Here is a 17,438-nt window from a genome sequence, read left to right on the forward strand (position 1 = left end):
AACCGGGGCTCGCTCCCAGCCTCATACCATGCCGAGGTGCTCTTCTCTCAGTTCTGGCGTGAAACGTCTCAGGTCGAGTGCACGTCGGGTCGTCAGGAGCGGAGCGCGAAGGCGCTCTCGTAGAGGCAGACCGAGGCGGCGGTGGCGAGGTTGAGCGACTCCGCGGCGCCGTAGATCGGCACGGCCACGACGCCGTCCATCAGCTCGAGCGACTCGTCCTCGAGGCCGCGGGCCTCGTTGCCGAACACCCAGACCGTCGGCTGCGCGAGGTCGCCCCGGGCGCGCACGTCGAGCAGGCCCTCGCCCTTGACGTCGGCGGCGACGGCGCGGAGGCCTGCGGAGCGCAGCCTCTGCAGCACGTCGGGCAGCTCTGCGCCGACCGCGACGGGCAGGTGGAACAGCGAGCCCGTGGTCGAGCGGACCACCTTGGGGTTGTAGAGGTCGACGGAGCGGCCGGTCAGCACGACGGCGTCGGCGCCCGCGGCGTCGGCCGCGCGGATGATCGTGCCGAGGTTGCCCGGGTCGCGGACCTCCTCCAGCACGGCGACGAGGCGCGGCTCGGAGGCGACGACGTCCTTGAGGGAGGTCGGGAACTGCCGGCAGACGGCCACGAAGCCCTGCGGCGTGACGGTGTCGGCCATCGAGTCGAGGACGTCCTCGGTCACGTACTCGATCTCGACCTCCGCCTCCTCAGCTGCGGCGACGATCTCGGGGTGGCGCTCGAGCGCGGTGGGGGTCGCGAACGACTCCATCAGCAGCTCGGGCCGGTAGCGCAGCGCCTCGGACATGGCCTGCGGGCCTTCGAGGAGGAAGAGCCCCGACTCCTGCCGTGCCGGACGCCGGGTGAGCTTGGCGACGGAGCGGACACGGGGAGAACGGGGGTTGTCGAGCATGCGGCGAGCCTATCGGCGCACCGTCGCGGGGCCCGGTCGACACGTCGCCCGCGGGGAAGGCTGACCCGCGGGAAGGAGGTCCTGCGACAACCGGGTCCTGCGGGAACGACGAAGGGGGCCACGACTCTCGTCGTGACCCCCTTCGGGGAAGTGCTGCGGACTACGCGGCCTTCGGGGCCGAGGTGTCGGCCGGCAGTGCGGCCTTCGCGCTCGCCACGAGGGCGGTGAAGGTCGCGGGCTCGGTGATCGCGAGGTCAGCGAGGATGCGGCGGTCGACCTGGATGCCGGCCAGGGCGAGGCCCTGGATGAAGCGGTTGTAGGTCAGGCCGTTGGCGCGGGACGCGGCGTTGATGCGCTGGATCCAGAGGCGGCGGAACTCGCCCTTCTTCGCGCGGCGGTCGCGGTACGAGTAGACGAGGGAGTGGGTGACCTGCTCCTTGGCCTTGCGGTACAGACGCGAGCGCTGGCCGCGGTAGCCCTTGGCGCGCTCGAGGATGACGCGACGCTTCTTGTGGGCGTTGACCGCCCTCTTGACTCTTGCCATTTCTCTTTCTTCCTTACGATCCGGGTCGGTTGTCGAGGACTACGGCGGCAGCGGACTGCCGCGGTGGTCGACTACAGGCCGAGAAGCTTCTTGGCGACCTTGGCGTCCTGCGGGGCGAGGACCTGGTCCTGGTTCAGGCGGCGGGTGCGGACGCTGGACTTCGACTCCAGGTTGTGACGCATGCCGGCCTGCTGCTTCATGAGCTTGCCGGAGCCCGTGACCTTGAAACGCTTCTTGGCACCCGAGTGGGTCTTCATCTTGGGCATGTTCTCTCCTTGTCGACGTCGCACGCGCACTCGGCGGGCGAAACTGGTGCCCCGCGAGCGGGGCGTCCACCGGCCCCGAGGACGGGGCGGCGAAGTATCAGACGGATTCGGACTCGGCCGATTCCTCTTCGGGGGTGTTGGCCTCGCGACGAGCGGCGCGCACGGCGTTCGCCTCGGCCTTCGCCTCGGACTTGTTCTTCAGCGGGCCGATGACCATCACCATGTTGCGACCGTCGATGGTCGGGGTGGACTCGACCTGGCCGAACTCGGACACGTCCTCCGCGAAGCGCTGCAGGAGCCGCACGCCCATCTCGGGGCGGGACTGCTCGCGACCGCGGAACAGGATCATGGCCTTGACCTTGTCGCCGGCCTTCAGGAAGCCCTCGGCGCGCTTGCGCTTGGTCTCGTAGTCGTGCTTGTCGATCTTCAGGCGGAAACGGACCTCCTTGAGGATCGTGTTCGCCTGGTTGCGACGGGCTTCCTTGAGCTTCTGGGCCTGCTCGTACTTGAACTTCCCGTAGTCCATGATCTTGGCGACGGGAGGCTTGGAGTTGGGAGCAACCTCGACCAGATCCAGGTCTGCGTCCTGCGCGAGTCGCAGGGCGACCTCGATTTTCACGACGCCGACCTGTTCTCCGGCGGGACCCACGAGGCGGACCTCGGGGACGCGGATTCGGTCGTTGGTACGGGGATCGCTGATTGCGTTTCTCCTCTGATCTCGGTGAGTTGCTGCTCTGCGGCCGGATTCTTCGTCCGGCGCATCCCGAGAGAGGTGATTCCCTGTGCGAAGCGCGTCTACCGCGCTGCGCTGCACCCTACGACGCGCTCCCCGAGACGTGTCTCGAGGACCGCAGCCCTGCCCCCGTTGCCGGAGGCGGAGTGCTTCTGACCCGGTAACCTAGTGAAGCGGTCAAGCGCGGGTGGGAGAATCTCCACTTTCGAACCGAGGACATGCCTCGGAGCCCGCATCACCATAGCAGACTTCCGGCCGGAAGGGCAGCGGGCGGCGCCCGCCACTCGCCCTCCCCCGCTAGTGCCCCCTCGAGCACCGCCTCGGGGTCCTCGCGAGCGCCGGACTCACCGAACGAGGGACCCATGGCTCAGCACGACGACGATTACGCCCGACGGTTCGGCGACGACTCCGACGTGGAGGCGACCCGCGACATCGCCGAGGTGCCGGCGGTCGAGATCATCACGACCGCCGCGGTGCACCTGATGAGCGCCGCCGCGGTGAAGTGCGGTCTCGCCGACGAGCCGGGCGCGCAGGTCGACCTCGACGAGGCGCGCAAGCTGATCAACGCCCTCGCCGGCCTGGTCACGGCGGGTGCCCCCGACATCAGCGACATGCACGCGCGCAGCCTGCGCGACGGACTGCGAACGCTGCAGCTCGCCTTCCGCGAGGCCTCGCCGATCGCCGACCCGATCGGCAAGGGCCCCGGCGAGAAGTGGACCGGCCCGGTCACCTGAGCGGCGGCGCCCGGGTCAGCCCGTCGGAGCGGACGCCAGCTGAAGGGTCATCGAGTCGACCCGGGCGGCCACGATCTCGTCGGCGGCCCAGCGCTCGCCCAGGCGCGCGACCAGCTCGCCGAGCGCCGAGCGGTCGAGACCGGGCCGCAGCTCCAGCACGATGACGAGCTCCGGTCCCGTCAGCCGCTGACGGCTGTCGCCCGGCTGCACGGCGAGCGAGACGACGGCGTCCTCCCCGTCGGCGCTCGCCCGCAGCGCGGTGAGGACCTCCGGATCGGCCGGGCTCGATCGCCACGGCGAGCCCTCGGCGATCGCCCAGAGCGCCGGGCGCCGGACGGCGAACTCGTGCGGCGAGGCGGGGTCGAGGACCATCAGCTCGGTCTCCTCCGCCACGGCGGCCAGCGCCGCCCGCCGGCCGTCGACCGGGACGGGGCGCGCGAGGCGGTCCCAGCGCCGCATCGCCTCGACGTCACTGAAGACCGGGAGGACGGTGCGGCCGTCCGGCCCGGCGACCGTCACGATCGACAGCTCCTGCGACTTGTCGGCGCGGAGCCCGGCGACCCCCTCGGCCTCCTCGCCGAGCTTCGCGACCAGGGGGATGAGCAGGCGCGAGACGCGCAGCGCGTCGACCACCGCCTCCGGGCCCGCGTCGCCGGCGCCGAACGAGCGCAGGGCAGCGACCAGGGCCTCGGGCGCACTGCCGTCGTCGTCCGTCGAGGCGCTCTGCTCGAAGTGGCGGCCGGCCCACGGGGTCCCCGCCGAGTCGGTCAGGTGCGCGGGGAGCGCCCGGCCCTCACCCGAGGACGTGCCGGTCACTCGGAGGCGACGTCGAGCGCCTCGGCGAGCGTGAACGCTCCGGCGTAGAGCGCCTTGCCGACGATCGCGCCCTCGAGGCCCTGCGGCACGAGGTCGCGGAGCGCCGCGATGTCGTCGAGGTTGGAGATGCCGCCCGAGGCGATGACGGGGCGGTGGGTGCGCGCCATGACCTGCTCGAGCAGCTCGAGGTTCGGGCCCTTGAGGGTGCCGTCCTTGGTGACGTCGGTGACGACGTAGCGGGTGCAGCCGGCCTCCTCGAGGCGCTCGAGGACCTGCCAGAGGTCGCCGCCCTCCTTGGTCCAGCCGCGGGCCGCGAGGGTGGTGCCGCGCACGTCGAGGCCGACGGCGATCTGGTCGCCGTACTGCGCGATGACGCTGGCGGCCCACTCCGGGTTCTCCAGGGCGGCGGTGCCGAGGTTGATGCGCTTCGCCCCGGCGTTGAGCGCGGACTCCAGGCTGCGGTCGTCCCGGATGCCGCCGGAGAGCTCGACGCTGACGCCCTTGACCTGGCGGATGACCTTCTTCATGATGCCGTGGTTGTCACCGCGGCCGAAGGCGGCGTCGAGATCGACGAGGTGGATCCACTCCGCGCCCTGGTCGGCCCAGTCGCCGGCCGCGTCGATCGGGTCGCCGTAGTTCGTCTCGGTGCCCGCCTCGCCCTGCGTCAGGCGGACGGCCTTGCCGCCGGCCACGTCGATCGCGGGGAGAAGGACCAGGCCCGGGGCCTTGGTGAACTCGCTCATCGTCATCCTCAGTCTCGGAGCTGGTGCGGCCGCGGCGCCACTGGAGCCGCCGACCACCGGCCGATCCTAGTTCGTGCGGAGCCCGCCCAGCCAATTCGAGAGCAGGCGCAGACCCGCGGCACCGGACTTCTCGGGGTGGAACTGCGTCGCCGAGAGCGGGCCGTTCTCGACCGCGGCGATGAAGGGGCCGCCGTGGTCGGCCCAGGTGACGGCCGGGCGCGGGAACGGCGGCATGACGTCCAGCGTCCACTCCCGGGCGCCGTACGAGTGCACGAAGTAGAAGCGCTCGTCCTCGATGCCGTCGAACAGCCGCGAGCCGGTGGGCACGTCGACGGTGTTCCAGCCCATGTGCGGCACGACCTCGGCGGGGAGCAGGTCGACCGTTCCCGGCCACTCCCCCAGGCCCTCGCTCTCGACGCCGCGCTCGACGCCGCGCTCGAAGAGCACCTGCATCCCGACGCAGATGCCGAGCACCGGGCGACCGCCGGCGAGGCGCTTCTCGATGATCTCGCCGCCGCGCGCCGCCGTCAGCGCCGACATCACCGCACTGAACGCGCCGACCCCCGGGACCAGCAGGCCGTCGGCCTCGAGGGCGCGGGTGCGGTCGGAGGTCAGCTCGACGTCGGCACCGGCGAGCTCGAGCGCCTTGACGGCCGAGTGGACGTTGCCGGAGCCGTAGTCGTAGACGACGACGGACGGCCGGGCGCCGCTCACAGCGCGCCCTTCGTCGACGGCACCCCGGCGACCAGCGGATCGAAGGCCTTGGCCTGGCGGAACGCGCGCGCGAACGCCTTGAACTCGGCCTCGGCGATGTGGTGCGGGTCGCGCCCGCCGAGCACGGTGACGTGCACGGTCAGACCGGCGTTGAAGGCGATCGCCTCGAAGACGTGGCGGACCATCGAGCCGGTGAAGTGGCCGCCGATCAGGTGCAGCGCGAAGCCCTCCGGCTCGCCGCCGTGCACGAGGTAGGGACGGCCGGAGATGTCGACCACGGCCTGGACCAGCGCCTCGTCGAGCGGCACGAGGGCGTCGCCGAAGCGGGAGATGCCGGCCTTGTCGCCGAGCGCCTGCTTGATCGCGGTGCCGAGCACGATGCCGATGTCCTCGGCGGTGTGGTGGATGTCGATCTCGATGTCGCCGGTGGCGCGGACGGTCAGGTCGGTCAGCGAGTGCTTCGCGAACGCCGTCAGCAGGTGATCGAAGAAGGGCACGCCGGTGGAGAGGTCCGCGACACCGGTGCCGTCGAGGTCGATCGAAAGCTCGATGCTCGACTCGCTGGTGGCACGACGGAGGGAGGCGGTGCGCCCGGGAGCGGCGCTCGAGGAGGTCATGGTCTCCAGTGTATTCGGGGGCCGCGGACCCACCGGGCGGCTATTCGCGGGCCAGGGCGACCGCGGGGTCCGCCGACGGGGCGGGTAGCGCGGCGACCGCCTCGAGGAAGGCGGTGGTCTCGGCCTCGGTGCCCGCGCTCACTCGCAGGTGGTTCGGGATGCCGACGTCGCGGATCAGGATGCCGCGCGCGAGGAGCGCCTCGAACGTCGCTCCGGGGTCGGCGACGCCGCCGAAGAGGACGAAGTTGCTGCCGGTCTCGTGCGGGGTGTAGCCGAGCTCGCGCAGTCCGTCGATCATCCGGTCGCGCTGGACGATGATCTGGCCGACCATCGCGAGCATCTCGTCCGCGTGGGCGAGCGCCGCGGTCGCGGCCGCCTGGGTCAGTGCGGAGAGGTGGTACGGCAGGCGCACGAGGCGGAGGGCGTCGACGACGGCGGGGTCCGCGGCGAGGTAGCCGAGGCGGACGCCGGCGAAGGCGAAGGCCTTGCTCATCGTGCGGGAGACGAGCAGGCGAGGGCGGCCCTCGAGGAGGCTCAGGGCGGTCGGCGCGTCACGGCCGGCGAACTCGGCGTAGGCCTCGTCGACGACGACGATGCCGTCGGTCGCGTCGTAGACGGCGGCGATCGTCTCGAGGTCGAGCGGGGTGCCGGTGGGGTTGTTCGGCGCGCAGAGGAAGACGATGTCCGGGCGCTCCCGGCGCACCGCGTCGGCGGCGTACGACGCGGACACGCGGAAGTCGTCCTCGCGGTCGACGCCTACCCAACGCGTGCCGCTGCCGGAGGCGAGGATCGAGTACATGGAGTAGGTCGGCGAGAAGCCGAGCAGCGACCGTCCGGGGCCGCCGAAGGCCTGCAGGATGTGCTGGAGCACCTCGTTCGAGCCGTTGGCAGCCCAGATCGAGTCGGCGGTCAGACCGTGGCCGAGGTAGCCGGCCAGGGAGTCGCGCAGCTCCCGGAACTCGCGATCGGGGTAGCGGTTCACCGTGCGGAGGGCGACGGACACCCGCTCGACGATGTCGGCGATGACGTCGTCGGGGACGGGGTGGGTGTTCTCGTTGACGTTGAGGGCCACGGGCACGACGGCCTGCGGAGCGCCGTAGGGCTGCTGACCGCGCAGGTCGTCGCGGAGGGGGAGATCGTCGAGAGTCGTCACCCCGGAATGGTACCGGGGCACTCGGTGCGCTCGATCAGTCCGCGAGGTCGTACTGCGCCGGGATCGCGAGGCGCTGCCCGGGCTCGAGGCCGGCGTTCGCCAGCTGGTTGAGCGACTGGATGTCGTAGACGACGTCGCGCGGGTCGGAGTCCGGTGCGAGCTCCTCCGCGAGGGACCAGAGGGACTCGCCGGCGCGGACGGTGACGTACTGGAACTCGACGTCGGCGCTCTCGCCCGAGGCGACGGCTCCGCCGCCGTTGAGTCCGAAGACGAAGGCGCCCGCGACGAGGGGCAGGGCGCCGAGCGTCGCGAGGACGGCGCGACCACGACGGGTCAGGCGCAGGCGGGTGCGCGCACCGGGCTGCTCGGCAGGGGTGACGTGCTGCGCGGAGGGCTGGTGCTGCGCGATGGTGGAGGGCTGTGCGGTCATGGTGATCGCTCCTTTCAGCAGGGGTTCGGGCCGGGGCCTCGGCCGGGAGGACCCGGTCCGAACCTCTGTTCCGAATATATCTTCGAATACCGCGCCGGGCAAGACCCGGTCGCGTCGCATCCGTTGCTTGATCGCGCGACACACTCGAACGAATGTTTCGAACGCGGACCCCCGCCGGATACAGTTTCGAGAGTCCGCAGTCAGTACAGCAGCGACCACCGACATCGGTGCTCGACGCGGACGGAGAGGGCGCGCACGCGGCGTGCGCACCGAGAGAGGGACGATCGTGAGCGACGCGCAGACGGCCGGGGCGAAGGCGGCCAGGACGACGACTCCGGCGCCGAAGGCGAAGGCGGCGGCGAAGCCCGCGGCGGGCCGCCGCCGGAAGAATCTCAGCGCGAAGCAGCTCGCGATCCTCGACGCCATCCAGCGCTCGGTGTCCAGCCGCGGCTATCCGCCGAGCATGCGGGAGATCGGCGACGCCGTCGGCCTCGCCTCGCTCTCCAGCGTGACCCACCAGCTCAACCAGCTCGAGCTGAGCGGGTATCTGCGCCGCGATCCCAACCGCCCCCGGGCGCTCGAGATCCTCATCGACGTGCCGAGCTCGACCGAGGACGACGGCTCGTTCGAGTCGACGGCGACGGTCGCCGACGCGGCGATGGTGCCGCTGGTGGGCCGGATCGCGGCGGGCGTGCCGATCATGGCGGACCAGCAGATCGACGAGGTCTTCCCGCTCCCCCGCCAGCTGGTCGGCAAGGGCGAGCTCTTCATGCTCAAGGTGGTCGGCGAGTCGATGATCGACGCCGCCATCTGCGACGGCGACTGGGTCGTCGTCCGCTCGCAGCGCACCGCGGAGAACGGCGAGATCGTCGCCGCGATGCTCGACGGCGAGGCGACCGTCAAGGTCCTCCGCCAGCGCGACGGCCACACCTGGCTGCTCCCCCGCAACTCCAACTTCGAGCCGATCCTCGGCGACGAGGCCGAGGTCCTCGGCAAGATCGTCGCGGTGCTCCGCTCCGTCTGACGCGGCGGCGCACACGCGCAGGAGGGGCGGACGGCATCGAGCCGTCCGCCCCTCCTGCGTTCACCGGGACGCACGGCGAGCAGCTCGCGCAGCGTGACGACGAAGCGCCCGCGACCGCGGAGGTGATCCGTGGTCGCGGGCGCTACAGGAGCGGGTGCCGGCTCCGCCGCTACGCCTCGACGGCGGCGACGGGGGCCGCGAACTCGCCGAGCGAGCCGGCCAGGTCCTCGTGCACGAGCGCGTGGACGTGCGTGCCGCCCTCGACGTACTGCGTCGAGAGGATCCGGCCGTTGCGGTGCAGCGAGGAGACCACGTCGCCGCGGTCGTACGGCACCAGCAGGTCGATCTCGATCTGAGGCTCCGGCAGGATCTCGGCGATCTTCGCCTGGAGCTCGTCCATCCCCTCGCCGGTGCGCGCCGACACGAAGACGCCGCCGGGGGCGAGACCGCGCAGAACGAGCCGCTGGCCCTCGTCGACGAGATCGGACTTGTTGAACGCGATGATCTCGGGGATGCTCCGTGCGCCCACCTCGCCGATGACGTCGCGGACGGTCGCGATCTGCCCCGCGGGGTCCGGGTGCGAGGCGTCGACGACGTGGACGATGATGTCCGAGTCGGCGACCTCCTCCAGGGTCGAGCGGAACGCCTCCACCAGCTGGTGCGGCAGGGCGCGCACGAAGCCGACGGTGTCGGCGAGCGTGTAGCCGCGCCCGTCCGGGGTCTCGGACTTGCGGATCGTCGCGTCGAGGGTCGCGAAGAGCGAGTTCTCGACGAGCACGCCCGCGTGCGTCATCCGGTTGAGCAGGCTGGACTTGCCGGCGTTGGTGTAGCCGGCGATGGCGACCGACGGCACCGCGTTGCGCTTGCGGTTGGCGCGCTTCGCCTCCCGGGCGGGCTTCATCGCGGTGATCTGCTTGCGCAGGCGCGCCATGCGGGTGTGGATGCGGCGGCGGTCGAGCTCGATCTTCGTCTCACCCGGACCACGCGAGCCCATGCCGGCGCCGGCGCCGACCTGGCCACCGGCCTGGCGGGACATCGACTCGCCCCAGCCGCGCAGGCGCGGCAGCAGGTACTCGAGCTGCGCGAGCTCGACCTGCGCCTTGCCCTCGCGGCTCGTGGCGTGCTGGCTGAAGATGTCGAGGATGACGGCCGTGCGGTCGATGACCTTGACCTTCACCACGTCCTCCAGCGAGCGGCGCTGGCTCGGAGCCAGCTCGGTGTCGGCGACGACCGTGTCGGCGCCGAGGGCGGCGACGAGCCCGGCGAGCTCCTCGGCCTTGCCCTTGCCCAGGTAGGTGCTCGGGTCGGGGTGCGGCCGGCGCTGGAGCAGACCGTCCAGGACGGTCGCTCCCGCGGTCTCGGCCAGGGCAGCGAGCTCGTGCAGCGAGTTCTCCGCGTCCTCGATCGAGCCCTGCGAGTAGACGCCGATCAGCACCACGTTCTCGAGGCGCAGCTGGCGGTACTCGACCTCGGTGACGTCCTCGAGCTCGGTGGAGAGGCCCGCCACGCGCCGCAGCGCCTGCCGGTCCTCGCGATCGAACTGATCGCCGTCGCTGGTCTGCTCGGCGTCGCGCTCGACATCGCCTCCGGCGCTCTGCAGCGCCTGGGCTCCGCCCGCGACGAACCGCGAATATCCCGACGAGCGCGACTGCGCGTTCGCCAGGACCCGCGAGACGACGTCCACGGCCTCGGTCGTGTCGGTCTCGTTCAGGTCTTCCGTCATCCGGATAACACTAACTCCTCAGCTGTTGATAAGTTCACTTCTCATGGCCGCCGAGCACTACTTCACCAGCACTCCCGACGGCGACCTCCGACCCCGGAGGATCAGCGCCCGGATCGCCGGCCGCGACCTCGAGGTCACGACCGCCGGCGGGGTGTTCAGCCCCGGCCACGTCGATCTCGGCACCCGGGTCCTGCTGGACGCGGTCCCCGACGCCCCCGCGAGCGGGGACCTCCTGGATCTCGGCTGCGGCTGGGGACCGATCTCGCTCGCCCTGGCGCTCGGCTCCCCCGACGCCCGGGTGTGGGCGGTCGACGTCAACCAGCGGGCGCTCGAGCTCGTCCGCCGCAACTGCGCAGAACTCGGTGTCTCCAATGTCAACGCCGTGCTGCCCGAGGATGTTCCCGAGGACGTCCGCTTCGCCGCCGTCTGGTCGAACCCGCCGATCCGGGTCGGCAAGGCCGAGCTGCACGCACTGCTCGAGCGCTGGCTGCCGCGCCTCGAGCCGGACGCGGAGGCCTGGCTCGTCGTCCAGCGCAATCTCGGCGCCGACTCGCTGCTGACCTGGCTGACCGAGATGTTCGAGGGCCGGCTCGAGGTCGACCGGATCTCCTCGGCCAAGGGCTTCCGCGTCATCCGCACCACGCGCACCGCCTGATCGCGGGAGTCGGCCGCGCTCGCCGGAACGGATCGGTGGTGCGCCGGTCGATCGACCGATCGATCCCCAGCTAGTCGATCCGGATCGTGCCGGTGTAGACCAGGTCGGCCGGGCCGGACAGGCCGACGTGCTCGCCCTCCTCGGTCGGGAACATCGTCACGCCCAGCGTGCCGCCGGGGACCTCCACGCGCCAGGACTGCGGAGCGCGCGCTCCGGCCCAGTAGCGCACGGCGAGGGCCGCCGCGGCGGCGCCCGTACCGCAGCTGAGCGTCTCGCCGCTGCCGCGCTCGTGGACGCGCATCCGGATCCGGCCGATGCCGTCGTGCACCAGCGGCTCGCCCGGCACGACGAACTCCACGTTCGCCCCGTCGGCCGGCTCCGGCTCGATCTGCGGGATGTAGCTGAGGTCGGCCTCGTCGAGCTCCTCGTCGTTGCTCAGCGCGACGACGATGTGCGGGTTGCCGAGGTCGAGCCCGAGACCGGGACGCGGCACCTTCAGCTCCTTGGCCCGGACGAGCGGCTCGCCGCCGGCCAGCTCCCAGCGGCCGAGGTCGACCTGGAAGCCGGCGCCGCTGCGGGTGACGTCGCGGACCCCGGCGCGCGTGCCGATGGGGAGGGTGTCGCCCTGCTCGAGGGTCGCCAGACCGCCGGCGAGCAGGAACGCCGCGTAGACGCGGATGCCGTTGCCGCACATCTCGGCGATCGAGCCGTCGGCGTTGCGGTAGTCCATGAACCACTCCGCCTCCGGCTCCTGCTCGAGGGCGGCCGCGCCGTCGGCGAGGGCGCGGGAGCGGACCGCGCGGATGATGCCGTCGGCGCCGACGCCGAAGTGCCGGTCGCAGATCATCGCGATCTGCGCGGGCGAGAGGTCCACCTCACCGTCCGGGTCGCTGAAGAGCACGAAGTCGTTGCCGGTGCCCTGGCCCTTGGTGAAGTGCAGCTCGATCGTCATGGCGCTCAGCCTAGCGAGGCGCTGCAGCCCCGACCTGGGCGAGGGCGAGCGCCTGCTCGAGGAGGTCAGGAGCGTCAAACGGGAGCCAGTGCGCCGCCCGGTAGCGGCGGAACCAGCTGTTCTGCCGGCGGGCGTAGCGGCGGGTGAGCGCCTGGGTGGAGGCGATCGCCTCATCCTGGGTCAGCTCGCCCGAGCGCTGCGCGAGCGCCTGGGCGTAGCCGATGGCCCGGCTGGCGGTGACGCCCCGCTCGATGCCGAGCGGCACGAGGCGCTCGACCTCGTCGAGCATGCCGCCTGCCCACATCCGCTCGACCCGGCGGTCGAGCCGCTCGACGAGGACGTCCCGCGGTGCGGACAGCGCGAGGACCGTGCTCGAGCGCCACGGGACGGGGGTGTCCGACATCAGCGCGCTGTTCGGCGAGCCGGTGAGCTCGGTGATCTCGAGAGCGCGCACGATCCGTCGGACGTTGTGCGGGCCGATCCGCGCGGCGACCTCGGCGTCGATGGCGCGGAGCCGCTCGAAGAGCACCGCGGACCCCTCGCGCTCGGCCGTCTCCTCGAGGGACCGCCGGAGCGCGGGATCGGTGCCGGCGAAGGAGAACTCGAAGATCACGCTCGAGACGTAGAGGCCGGAGCCGCCGACGAGGATCGGGGTCGCGCCGCGCGCCAGGACGTCGTCGACGACCGCACGGGCCTCGCGCTGATACCGGGCGACGGAGGCGTCCTCGGTGACGTCGAGCACGTCGAGCAGGTGGTGCGGCACGCCCTGGCGTTCCTGATGCGGGAGCTTCGCGGTCCCGATGTCCATGCCGCGGTAGAGCTGCATCGCGTCGGCGTTGACGACCTCGGCCGCACCGCCGGACGCGCGGATCGCGGCGGCGAGGGCGAGCGAGAGGTCGGACTTGCCGGTGCCCGTGGCGCCGACGACGGTGAGGAGGGCGGGCGCCGCCCGCTCAGCGCTCGCCATCGAGGGCGTCGTAGATCGGCGTGGTCAGCGTCTCCGGCGCGGCCGGCGTGGTCGGGCGGAGGCGGAGCGAGGGCAGGCCGAGCGAGACCCTCGGTGCTCCCGTGGTGTCCGGCGCGGCGGGGACGCCGCAGGACTCCGTCTGCGCGCGGTCCCAGGCGTCGCCGGCGCGGGTGCGGCGGACCTGCAGCGGAGCACCGTCGATCGAGTCGGCGATCAGGTAGAAGGGCGCGGCGCGGGTGACCTCGACGCTGACGACGTCGCCGGGGCGCGGCTGCTCGGAGCCGGCCGGGACGTCGAAGTGGACGAGGCGGCTGTCCTCGGCGCGGCCGCTGAGTCGGTGCGTCTCGCTGTCGCGGCGGCCTTCGCCGGTCGCGACGAGCACCTCGACCCGGCGCCCGACGACCGTGCGGTTCTCGCTCTCGCTGATCGAGTCCTGCAGCGCGGCCAGGCGCTCGAAGCGCTCCTGGACGACGGCCTTCGGTATCTGGTCGGGCAGCGTCGCCGCGGGCGTCCCCGGGCGGATGGAGTACTGGAAGGTGAAGGCGGAGGCGAAGCGGGCCGCCTCGACCACGCGCAGGGTCTCCTGGAAGTCGGCCTCGGTCTCGCCGGGGAAGCCGACGATGATGTCGGTGCTGATCGCCGCGTGCGGGATCCGGTCGCGGACGCGGTCGAGGATCCCGAGGAAGCGCTCGGAGCGGTAGGAGCGGCGCATCGCCTTGAGGATGCGGTCGGAGCCGGACTGCAGCGGCATGTGCAGCTGCGGCATGACGGCCGGCGTCTCGGCCATCGCGTCGATGACGTCGTCGGTGAAGGCGGCCGGGTGCGGGCTGGTGAAGCGGATCCGCTCGAGGCCCTCGATCGTGCCCGCGGCGCGGAGCAGCTTCGAGAACGCCTGCCGGTCGCCGAACTCGACGCCGTAGGAGTTCACGTTCTGGCCGAGGAGGGTGACCTCGATGGCGCCGTCGTCGACGAGTGCCTGGATCTCGGCGAGCACGTCGCCGGGACGGCGGTCCTTCTCCTTGCCGCGCAGTGCGGGGACGATGCAGAAGGTGCAGGTGTTGTTGCAGCCGACCGAGATGGACACCCAGCCGCTGTAGGTCGAGTCGCGCTTGGTCGGCAGCGTCGAGGGGAAGACGTCGAGCGACTCGAGGATCTCGAGCTGGGCCTCGTCGTTGTGCCGGGCCCGCTCGAGCAGTCTCGGCAGCGCCCCCATGTTGTGCGTCCCGAAGACGACGTCGACCCACGGAGCCTTCTCGAGGATGACGTTCTTGTCCTTCTGCGCGAGGCAGCCGCCGACGGCGATCTGCATGCCCTCGTGCCGGCGCTTCACCGAGGCGAGGTGGCCGAGGTTGCCGTAGAGCTTGTTGTCCGCGTTCTCGCGGACGGCGCAGGTGTTGATGACGACGATGTCGGGCTCGGCGCCGTCGGCCGAGACGTAGCCGGCCGCCTCGAGCGAGCCGCTCAGCCGCTCGGAGTCGTGGACGTTCATCTGGCAGCCGAAGGTGCGGACCTCGTAGGTCCTCGGCCGCGCATCGACGAGGGGGGAGGTCACCGGACCGAGCGTGCTCATGGTGTGCGATTCTACGCGCCGCTCCGGCCGCCTCTCGGCGACCGGAGCGGCGCGGTCGTTCAGCGGAAGCGGACGCTCGAGCCGGGCTTGCGCACCGTCTCGCGGACGACGCGCTGCACCAGTGCGCCGGCGTAGCCGCGACGAGCGAGGAACCCGGAGAGGCGGCGCTCGGCGACCTCATCGGAGAGCGACCGCAGGCTCGGCAGGCGCTTGCGCGCGAGCTCCATCGCGGTGCGGTACTCGTCGTCGCCGTCGAACTCGTCCAGCGCCGTCGCGATCGCATCCGGGTCGAGCTTGCGGGCGCGCAGCTCCTGCATGATCGACGAGCGACCGAGCTTCTTGCGCTCGCGCAGCTGGATCACCAGCGACTCCGCCATCTTGTAGTCGTCGAGATAGCCGAAGCGGGTGAAGCGCTCGAGGATGTCGATCGCGTCCTTCTCGGCGACGCCCTCGGTGTAGAGGCGCGCCTCGACCTCGGCGACCGAGAGGCTCTTGCGCGACAGGCCGCGGACGATGCGGTCGGCGATCTGCTCGGGGTCGGGCTCCTCGGGGAGATCCTCCGCGAAGGAGTCCTCCTCCGGGGAGTCGTCCTCTGCGACGTCCGCCGCGGAGCCGTCCGATCGGGACGACCGGCCCGGAGCCCTTGAGGGCGCCGCGTCCCGACGCGCGACGTGCGCCGAGAGCTCTGCGATCGCGTCGACAGCGGGCTCGACCGCCTCGGCGGCCGCCCCGTCGTCCTTGACCCAGGGGAGGAAGGCCACGGGCCGACCCTGTGCCCCCTCCGCAGCCTTCTCCCCCACGGGCTACGCGCCCTTGCGGACGGGCGGCTTGGTCTCGCGGACCGGCTGCTTCGTCTCGATCGCGACCGGGGCGGCGTCGACCACGGCGTTCGGGTCGGCGACGACGCCGAGCTTGATCAGGATGCGCTTCTCGATCTCCGCCGCGATGTCCGGGTTGTCGATGAGGAACTGGCGCGCCTTCTCCTTGCCCTGGCCGAGCTGGTCGCCGTCGTAGGTGTACCAGGCGCCCGACTTGCGGACGATCTCGTGCTCGACACCGAAGTCGATCAGGCTGCCCTCGCGGGAGATGCCGATGCCGTAGAGGATGTCGAACTCGGCCTGCTTGAACGGCGGCGCCATCTTGTTCTTGACGACCTTGACGCGAGTGCGGTTTCCGACCGCGTCGGTGCCGTCCTTCAGCGTCTCGATGCGGCGGATGTCGAGGCGGACCGACGCGTAGAACTTCAGCGCCTTGCCGCCCGCGGTGGTCTCGGGGCTGCCGAAGAAGACGCCGATCTTCTCGCGGAGCTGGTTGATGAAGATCATGGTGGTGTTCGTGGTGTTCAGGCCACCGGTGAGCTTGCGGAGGGCCTGCGACATCAGGCGGGCCTGGAGGCCGACGTGCGAGTCGCCCATCTCGCCCTCGATCTCGGCGCGGGGCACGAGCGCCGCGACGGAGTCGATGACGATGAGGTCGATGGAGCCGGAGCGCACGAGCATGTCGGCGATCTCGAGCGCCTGCTCGCCCGTGTCCGGCTGCGAGACGAGGAGCGAGTCGATGTCGACGCCGAGCTTCTTGGCGTACTCGGGGTCGAGCGCGTGCTCCGCGTCGATGAAGGCCGCGATGCCTCCGTTGCGCTGGGCATTGGCGATCGCGTGCAGGGTCAGCGTGGTCTTTCCCGAGGACTCGGGGCCGTAGATCTCGACGATGCGGCCGCGCGGGAGTCCGCCGATCCCGAGCGCGACGTCGAGCGCGATCGAGCCGGTCTGGATCACCTCGACGGGGGCGCGGTCGTCGCTGCCGAGGCGCATGACGGCGCCCTTGCCGAACTGGCGGTCGATCTGGGCGAGTGCGGTCTCGAGGGACTTCTCGCGGTCTGAGGAACTGGGCATGGCCGTCTCGCTCTCGTGTCGTGGTGGTATCGCCTACAGGCTGTCGTGTCGTACCGGAGCCGTTCGCGGGCGAGTGCCCCTGAATGCGGTCCCGGCCGGTTGCGACAAGGCGGTGAAGCAGTCCGTGTGACTGATGTCGACGGTAGGCCCGACCACCGACATCGGCGCCGAGCCAGACCGCTTCTGTGGAGACGGAGGCGATCCTGCTTCTGGTGAGGAGCTTAGACCCGTTCGAACAGGGATTCGATGCTGGCGCGCCCGGCGTGTCGAACACGACTTCGGGCGGCAGGCGACCTCGGGAGCCGCCCGGCGTCAGTGCCGGCGCTTCGCCGGGTCGATCCCGTGCCAGCGGCCCTCGGGGACGTCGTTGGCGCGGCACAGCGCGATCCAGACCTCTCGGGGCTCCGCACCGTCGCGGAGGGCCTTCTGCGCGGTCCTCCCGCCGAGCTCGGTCAGCACGAGGTCGGACACGAGGACGCGCGCGTACGCGTCGCCGAACTCGTCGTCGACCAGCTGCTGGAACTCGCTCAGGCGCATGCGTCCACGGTAACAAGCCGAACCGGGGCGGAAGCCCGGAGGGTTCGGGCGGGTGCGTCTCCGGGAACGACGAAGGGCGCCGGAGCCGGAGCTCGGGCGCCCTTCGCGAGGTGCGGTGCGGTGGGTGGGAAGAGGACGGATCCGCTACTGCGAGACGAGGTCCGCGTCGAATCCGGCGACCATGTCGGCCGGGATGGTGTCGGGGATCGTGTCGATCCCCTCGATGACCGCGAGACGGTCGCCGACCTCGCGCATGATCACCGAGATCGGGGTCTCGAGCGCATCGGCCACCGAGGCGAGAATCTCGGACGACGCCTCCTTCTGACCGCGCTCGACCTCGCTGAGGTAGCCGAGAGCGACACTCGCCTTGCTCGCCACCTGGCGCAGGGTGCGACCTTTCTGCAGGCGAAAGTCCCTGAGGACATCGCCGATCTCCTGACGAACTAGAACCACTGGACCCTCCTTCTCCACGTCA

21 protein-coding genes are annotated in these 17,438 nt (G+C 71.4%); 3 read left to right on the plus strand and 18 right to left on the minus strand.

Translation table 11 applies throughout. The features are described from left to right. Positions 1–92: 92 nt before the first annotated feature. The 4 genes from EDF17_RS19230 to infC all read right to left on the minus strand — a co-directional run bounded on the left by EDF17_RS19230 (position 93) and on the right by infC (position 2,403). Complete coding sequence (locus tag EDF17_RS19230) at positions 93–893, minus strand: RNA methyltransferase (protein WP_123444518.1); 801 nt, start codon at positions 891–893, stop codon at positions 93–95. A gap of 160 nt (positions 894–1,053) precedes the next feature. Further along, positions 1,054–1,437, minus strand: coding sequence for a 50S ribosomal protein L20 (gene rplT, locus EDF17_RS19235; RefSeq protein ID WP_123444519.1), 384 nt, complete (start codon positions 1,435–1,437; stop codon positions 1,054–1,056). Between the two features lie 71 nt (positions 1,438–1,508). Continuing rightward, positions 1,509–1,703, minus strand: a complete 195-nt coding sequence (gene rpmI / locus EDF17_RS19240; RefSeq protein WP_056042364.1) for a 50S ribosomal protein L35 — start codon at positions 1,701–1,703, stop codon at positions 1,509–1,511. Positions 1,704–1,800: 97 nt separating this feature from the next. Next, a complete protein-coding gene (gene infC, locus EDF17_RS19245; protein ID WP_123444546.1) occupies positions 1,801–2,403 on the minus strand; it encodes a translation initiation factor IF-3 in 603 nt (200 codons plus the stop codon). 395 nt (positions 2,404–2,798) lie between these two features. Between infC and EDF17_RS19250 the strand changes: the two genes are divergently transcribed. Further along, complete coding sequence (locus EDF17_RS19250) at positions 2,799–3,170, plus strand: DUF1844 domain-containing protein (protein WP_123444520.1); 372 nt, start codon at positions 2,799–2,801, stop codon at positions 3,168–3,170. Positions 3,171–3,185: 15 nt separating this feature from the next. On the opposite strand, the gene EDF17_RS19255 is transcribed toward EDF17_RS19250, so the two are convergent. The 6 genes from EDF17_RS19255 to EDF17_RS19280 all read right to left on the minus strand — a co-directional run bounded on the left by EDF17_RS19255 (position 3,186) and on the right by EDF17_RS19280 (position 7,643). Then, entirely contained in the window at positions 3,186–3,986 is an 801-nt protein-coding gene (locus tag EDF17_RS19255) for an SseB family protein (RefSeq protein WP_243732981.1), read from the minus strand. Beyond that, on the minus strand, positions 3,983–4,729 hold the full coding sequence (gene priA, locus EDF17_RS19260; protein ID WP_123444548.1) for a bifunctional 1-(5-phosphoribosyl)-5-((5-phosphoribosylamino)methylideneamino)imidazole-4-carboxamide isomerase/phosphoribosylanthranilate isomerase PriA: 747 nt from the start codon (positions 4,727–4,729) through the stop codon (positions 3,983–3,985). Before priA ends, EDF17_RS19255 begins: the two co-directional genes overlap by 4 nt. A gap of 66 nt (positions 4,730–4,795) precedes the next feature. Beyond that, a complete protein-coding gene (gene hisH / locus EDF17_RS19265) occupies positions 4,796–5,443 on the minus strand; it encodes an imidazole glycerol phosphate synthase subunit HisH (RefSeq protein ID WP_123444521.1) in 648 nt (215 codons plus the stop codon). Next, positions 5,440–6,060: an imidazoleglycerol-phosphate dehydratase HisB gene (hisB, locus tag EDF17_RS19270; protein WP_123444522.1), complete on the minus strand. Its 621-nt coding sequence runs from the start codon at positions 6,058–6,060 to the stop codon at positions 5,440–5,442. The genes hisH and hisB overlap by 4 nt, the downstream gene beginning before the upstream one ends. 40 nt (positions 6,061–6,100) lie before the next feature. Then, entirely contained in the window at positions 6,101–7,213 is a 1,113-nt protein-coding gene (locus EDF17_RS19275) for a histidinol-phosphate transaminase (RefSeq protein ID WP_123444523.1), read from the minus strand. A gap of 34 nt (positions 7,214–7,247) precedes the next feature. Beyond that, positions 7,248–7,643, minus strand: a complete 396-nt coding sequence (locus EDF17_RS19280) for a LysM peptidoglycan-binding domain-containing protein (protein ID WP_185019934.1) — start codon at positions 7,641–7,643, stop codon at positions 7,248–7,250. 286 nt (positions 7,644–7,929) lie between these two features. Between EDF17_RS19280 and lexA the strand changes: the two genes are divergently transcribed. Next, entirely contained in the window at positions 7,930–8,667 is a 738-nt protein-coding gene (lexA, locus tag EDF17_RS19285; protein WP_123444550.1) for a transcriptional repressor LexA, read from the plus strand. A 169-nt stretch (positions 8,668–8,836) separates the two neighbouring features. On the opposite strand, the gene hflX is transcribed toward lexA, so the two are convergent. Then, on the minus strand, positions 8,837–10,390 hold the full coding sequence (hflX, locus tag EDF17_RS19290; RefSeq protein ID WP_123444524.1) for a GTPase HflX: 1,554 nt from the start codon (positions 10,388–10,390) through the stop codon (positions 8,837–8,839). Positions 10,391–10,433: 43 nt separating this feature from the next. On the opposite strand from hflX, the gene EDF17_RS19295 reads away from it, so the two are divergent. Further along, a complete protein-coding gene (locus EDF17_RS19295; RefSeq protein WP_123444525.1) occupies positions 10,434–11,045 on the plus strand; it encodes a methyltransferase in 612 nt (203 codons plus the stop codon). Positions 11,046–11,115: 70 nt separating this feature from the next. Here the strand turns inward: EDF17_RS19295 and dapF are convergent, their stop codons facing one another. The 7 genes from dapF to EDF17_RS19330 all read right to left on the minus strand — a co-directional run bounded on the left by dapF (position 11,116) and on the right by EDF17_RS19330 (position 17,416). Next, entirely contained in the window at positions 11,116–11,997 is an 882-nt protein-coding gene (gene dapF / locus EDF17_RS19300) for a diaminopimelate epimerase (RefSeq protein WP_123444526.1), read from the minus strand. A 10-nt stretch (positions 11,998–12,007) separates the two neighbouring features. Continuing rightward, the gene (miaA, locus tag EDF17_RS19305) at positions 12,008–12,964 is read right to left on the minus strand and encodes a tRNA (adenosine(37)-N6)-dimethylallyltransferase MiaA (RefSeq protein ID WP_123444527.1); all 957 of its coding nucleotides are present in this window, start codon (positions 12,962–12,964) and stop codon (positions 12,008–12,010) included. Continuing rightward, on the minus strand, positions 12,951–14,534 hold the full coding sequence (gene miaB, locus EDF17_RS19310) for a tRNA (N6-isopentenyl adenosine(37)-C2)-methylthiotransferase MiaB (protein ID WP_123444528.1): 1,584 nt from the start codon (positions 14,532–14,534) through the stop codon (positions 12,951–12,953). Before miaB ends, miaA begins: the two co-directional genes overlap by 14 nt. A 59-nt stretch (positions 14,535–14,593) precedes the next feature. Continuing rightward, positions 14,594–15,295 (minus strand): regulatory protein RecX, encoded by a 702-nt coding sequence (locus EDF17_RS19315; protein WP_166649755.1) that lies wholly within the window; start codon positions 15,293–15,295, stop codon positions 14,594–14,596. A 42-nt stretch (positions 15,296–15,337) separates the two neighbouring features. Continuing rightward, a complete protein-coding gene (gene recA, locus EDF17_RS19320) occupies positions 15,338–16,426 on the minus strand; it encodes a recombinase RecA (protein WP_123444530.1) in 1,089 nt (362 codons plus the stop codon). Between the two features lie 312 nt (positions 16,427–16,738). Further along, on the minus strand, positions 16,739–16,963 hold the full coding sequence (locus EDF17_RS19325; protein ID WP_123444531.1) for a DUF3046 domain-containing protein: 225 nt from the start codon (positions 16,961–16,963) through the stop codon (positions 16,739–16,741). 144 nt (positions 16,964–17,107) lie between these two features. After that, positions 17,108–17,416 carry a helix-turn-helix transcriptional regulator gene (locus EDF17_RS19330; protein ID WP_123444532.1) on the minus strand — a complete coding sequence of 103 codons (309 nt, stop codon included), beginning with the start codon at positions 17,414–17,416 and terminating at the stop codon, positions 17,108–17,110. Positions 17,417–17,438: the final 22 nt, after the last annotated feature.

Origin of the sequence: Rathayibacter sp. PhB1 (genome assembly GCF_004362935.1) — a bacterium.
Lineage (GTDB): Bacteria > Actinomycetota > Actinomycetes > Actinomycetales > Microbacteriaceae > Rathayibacter > Rathayibacter festucae.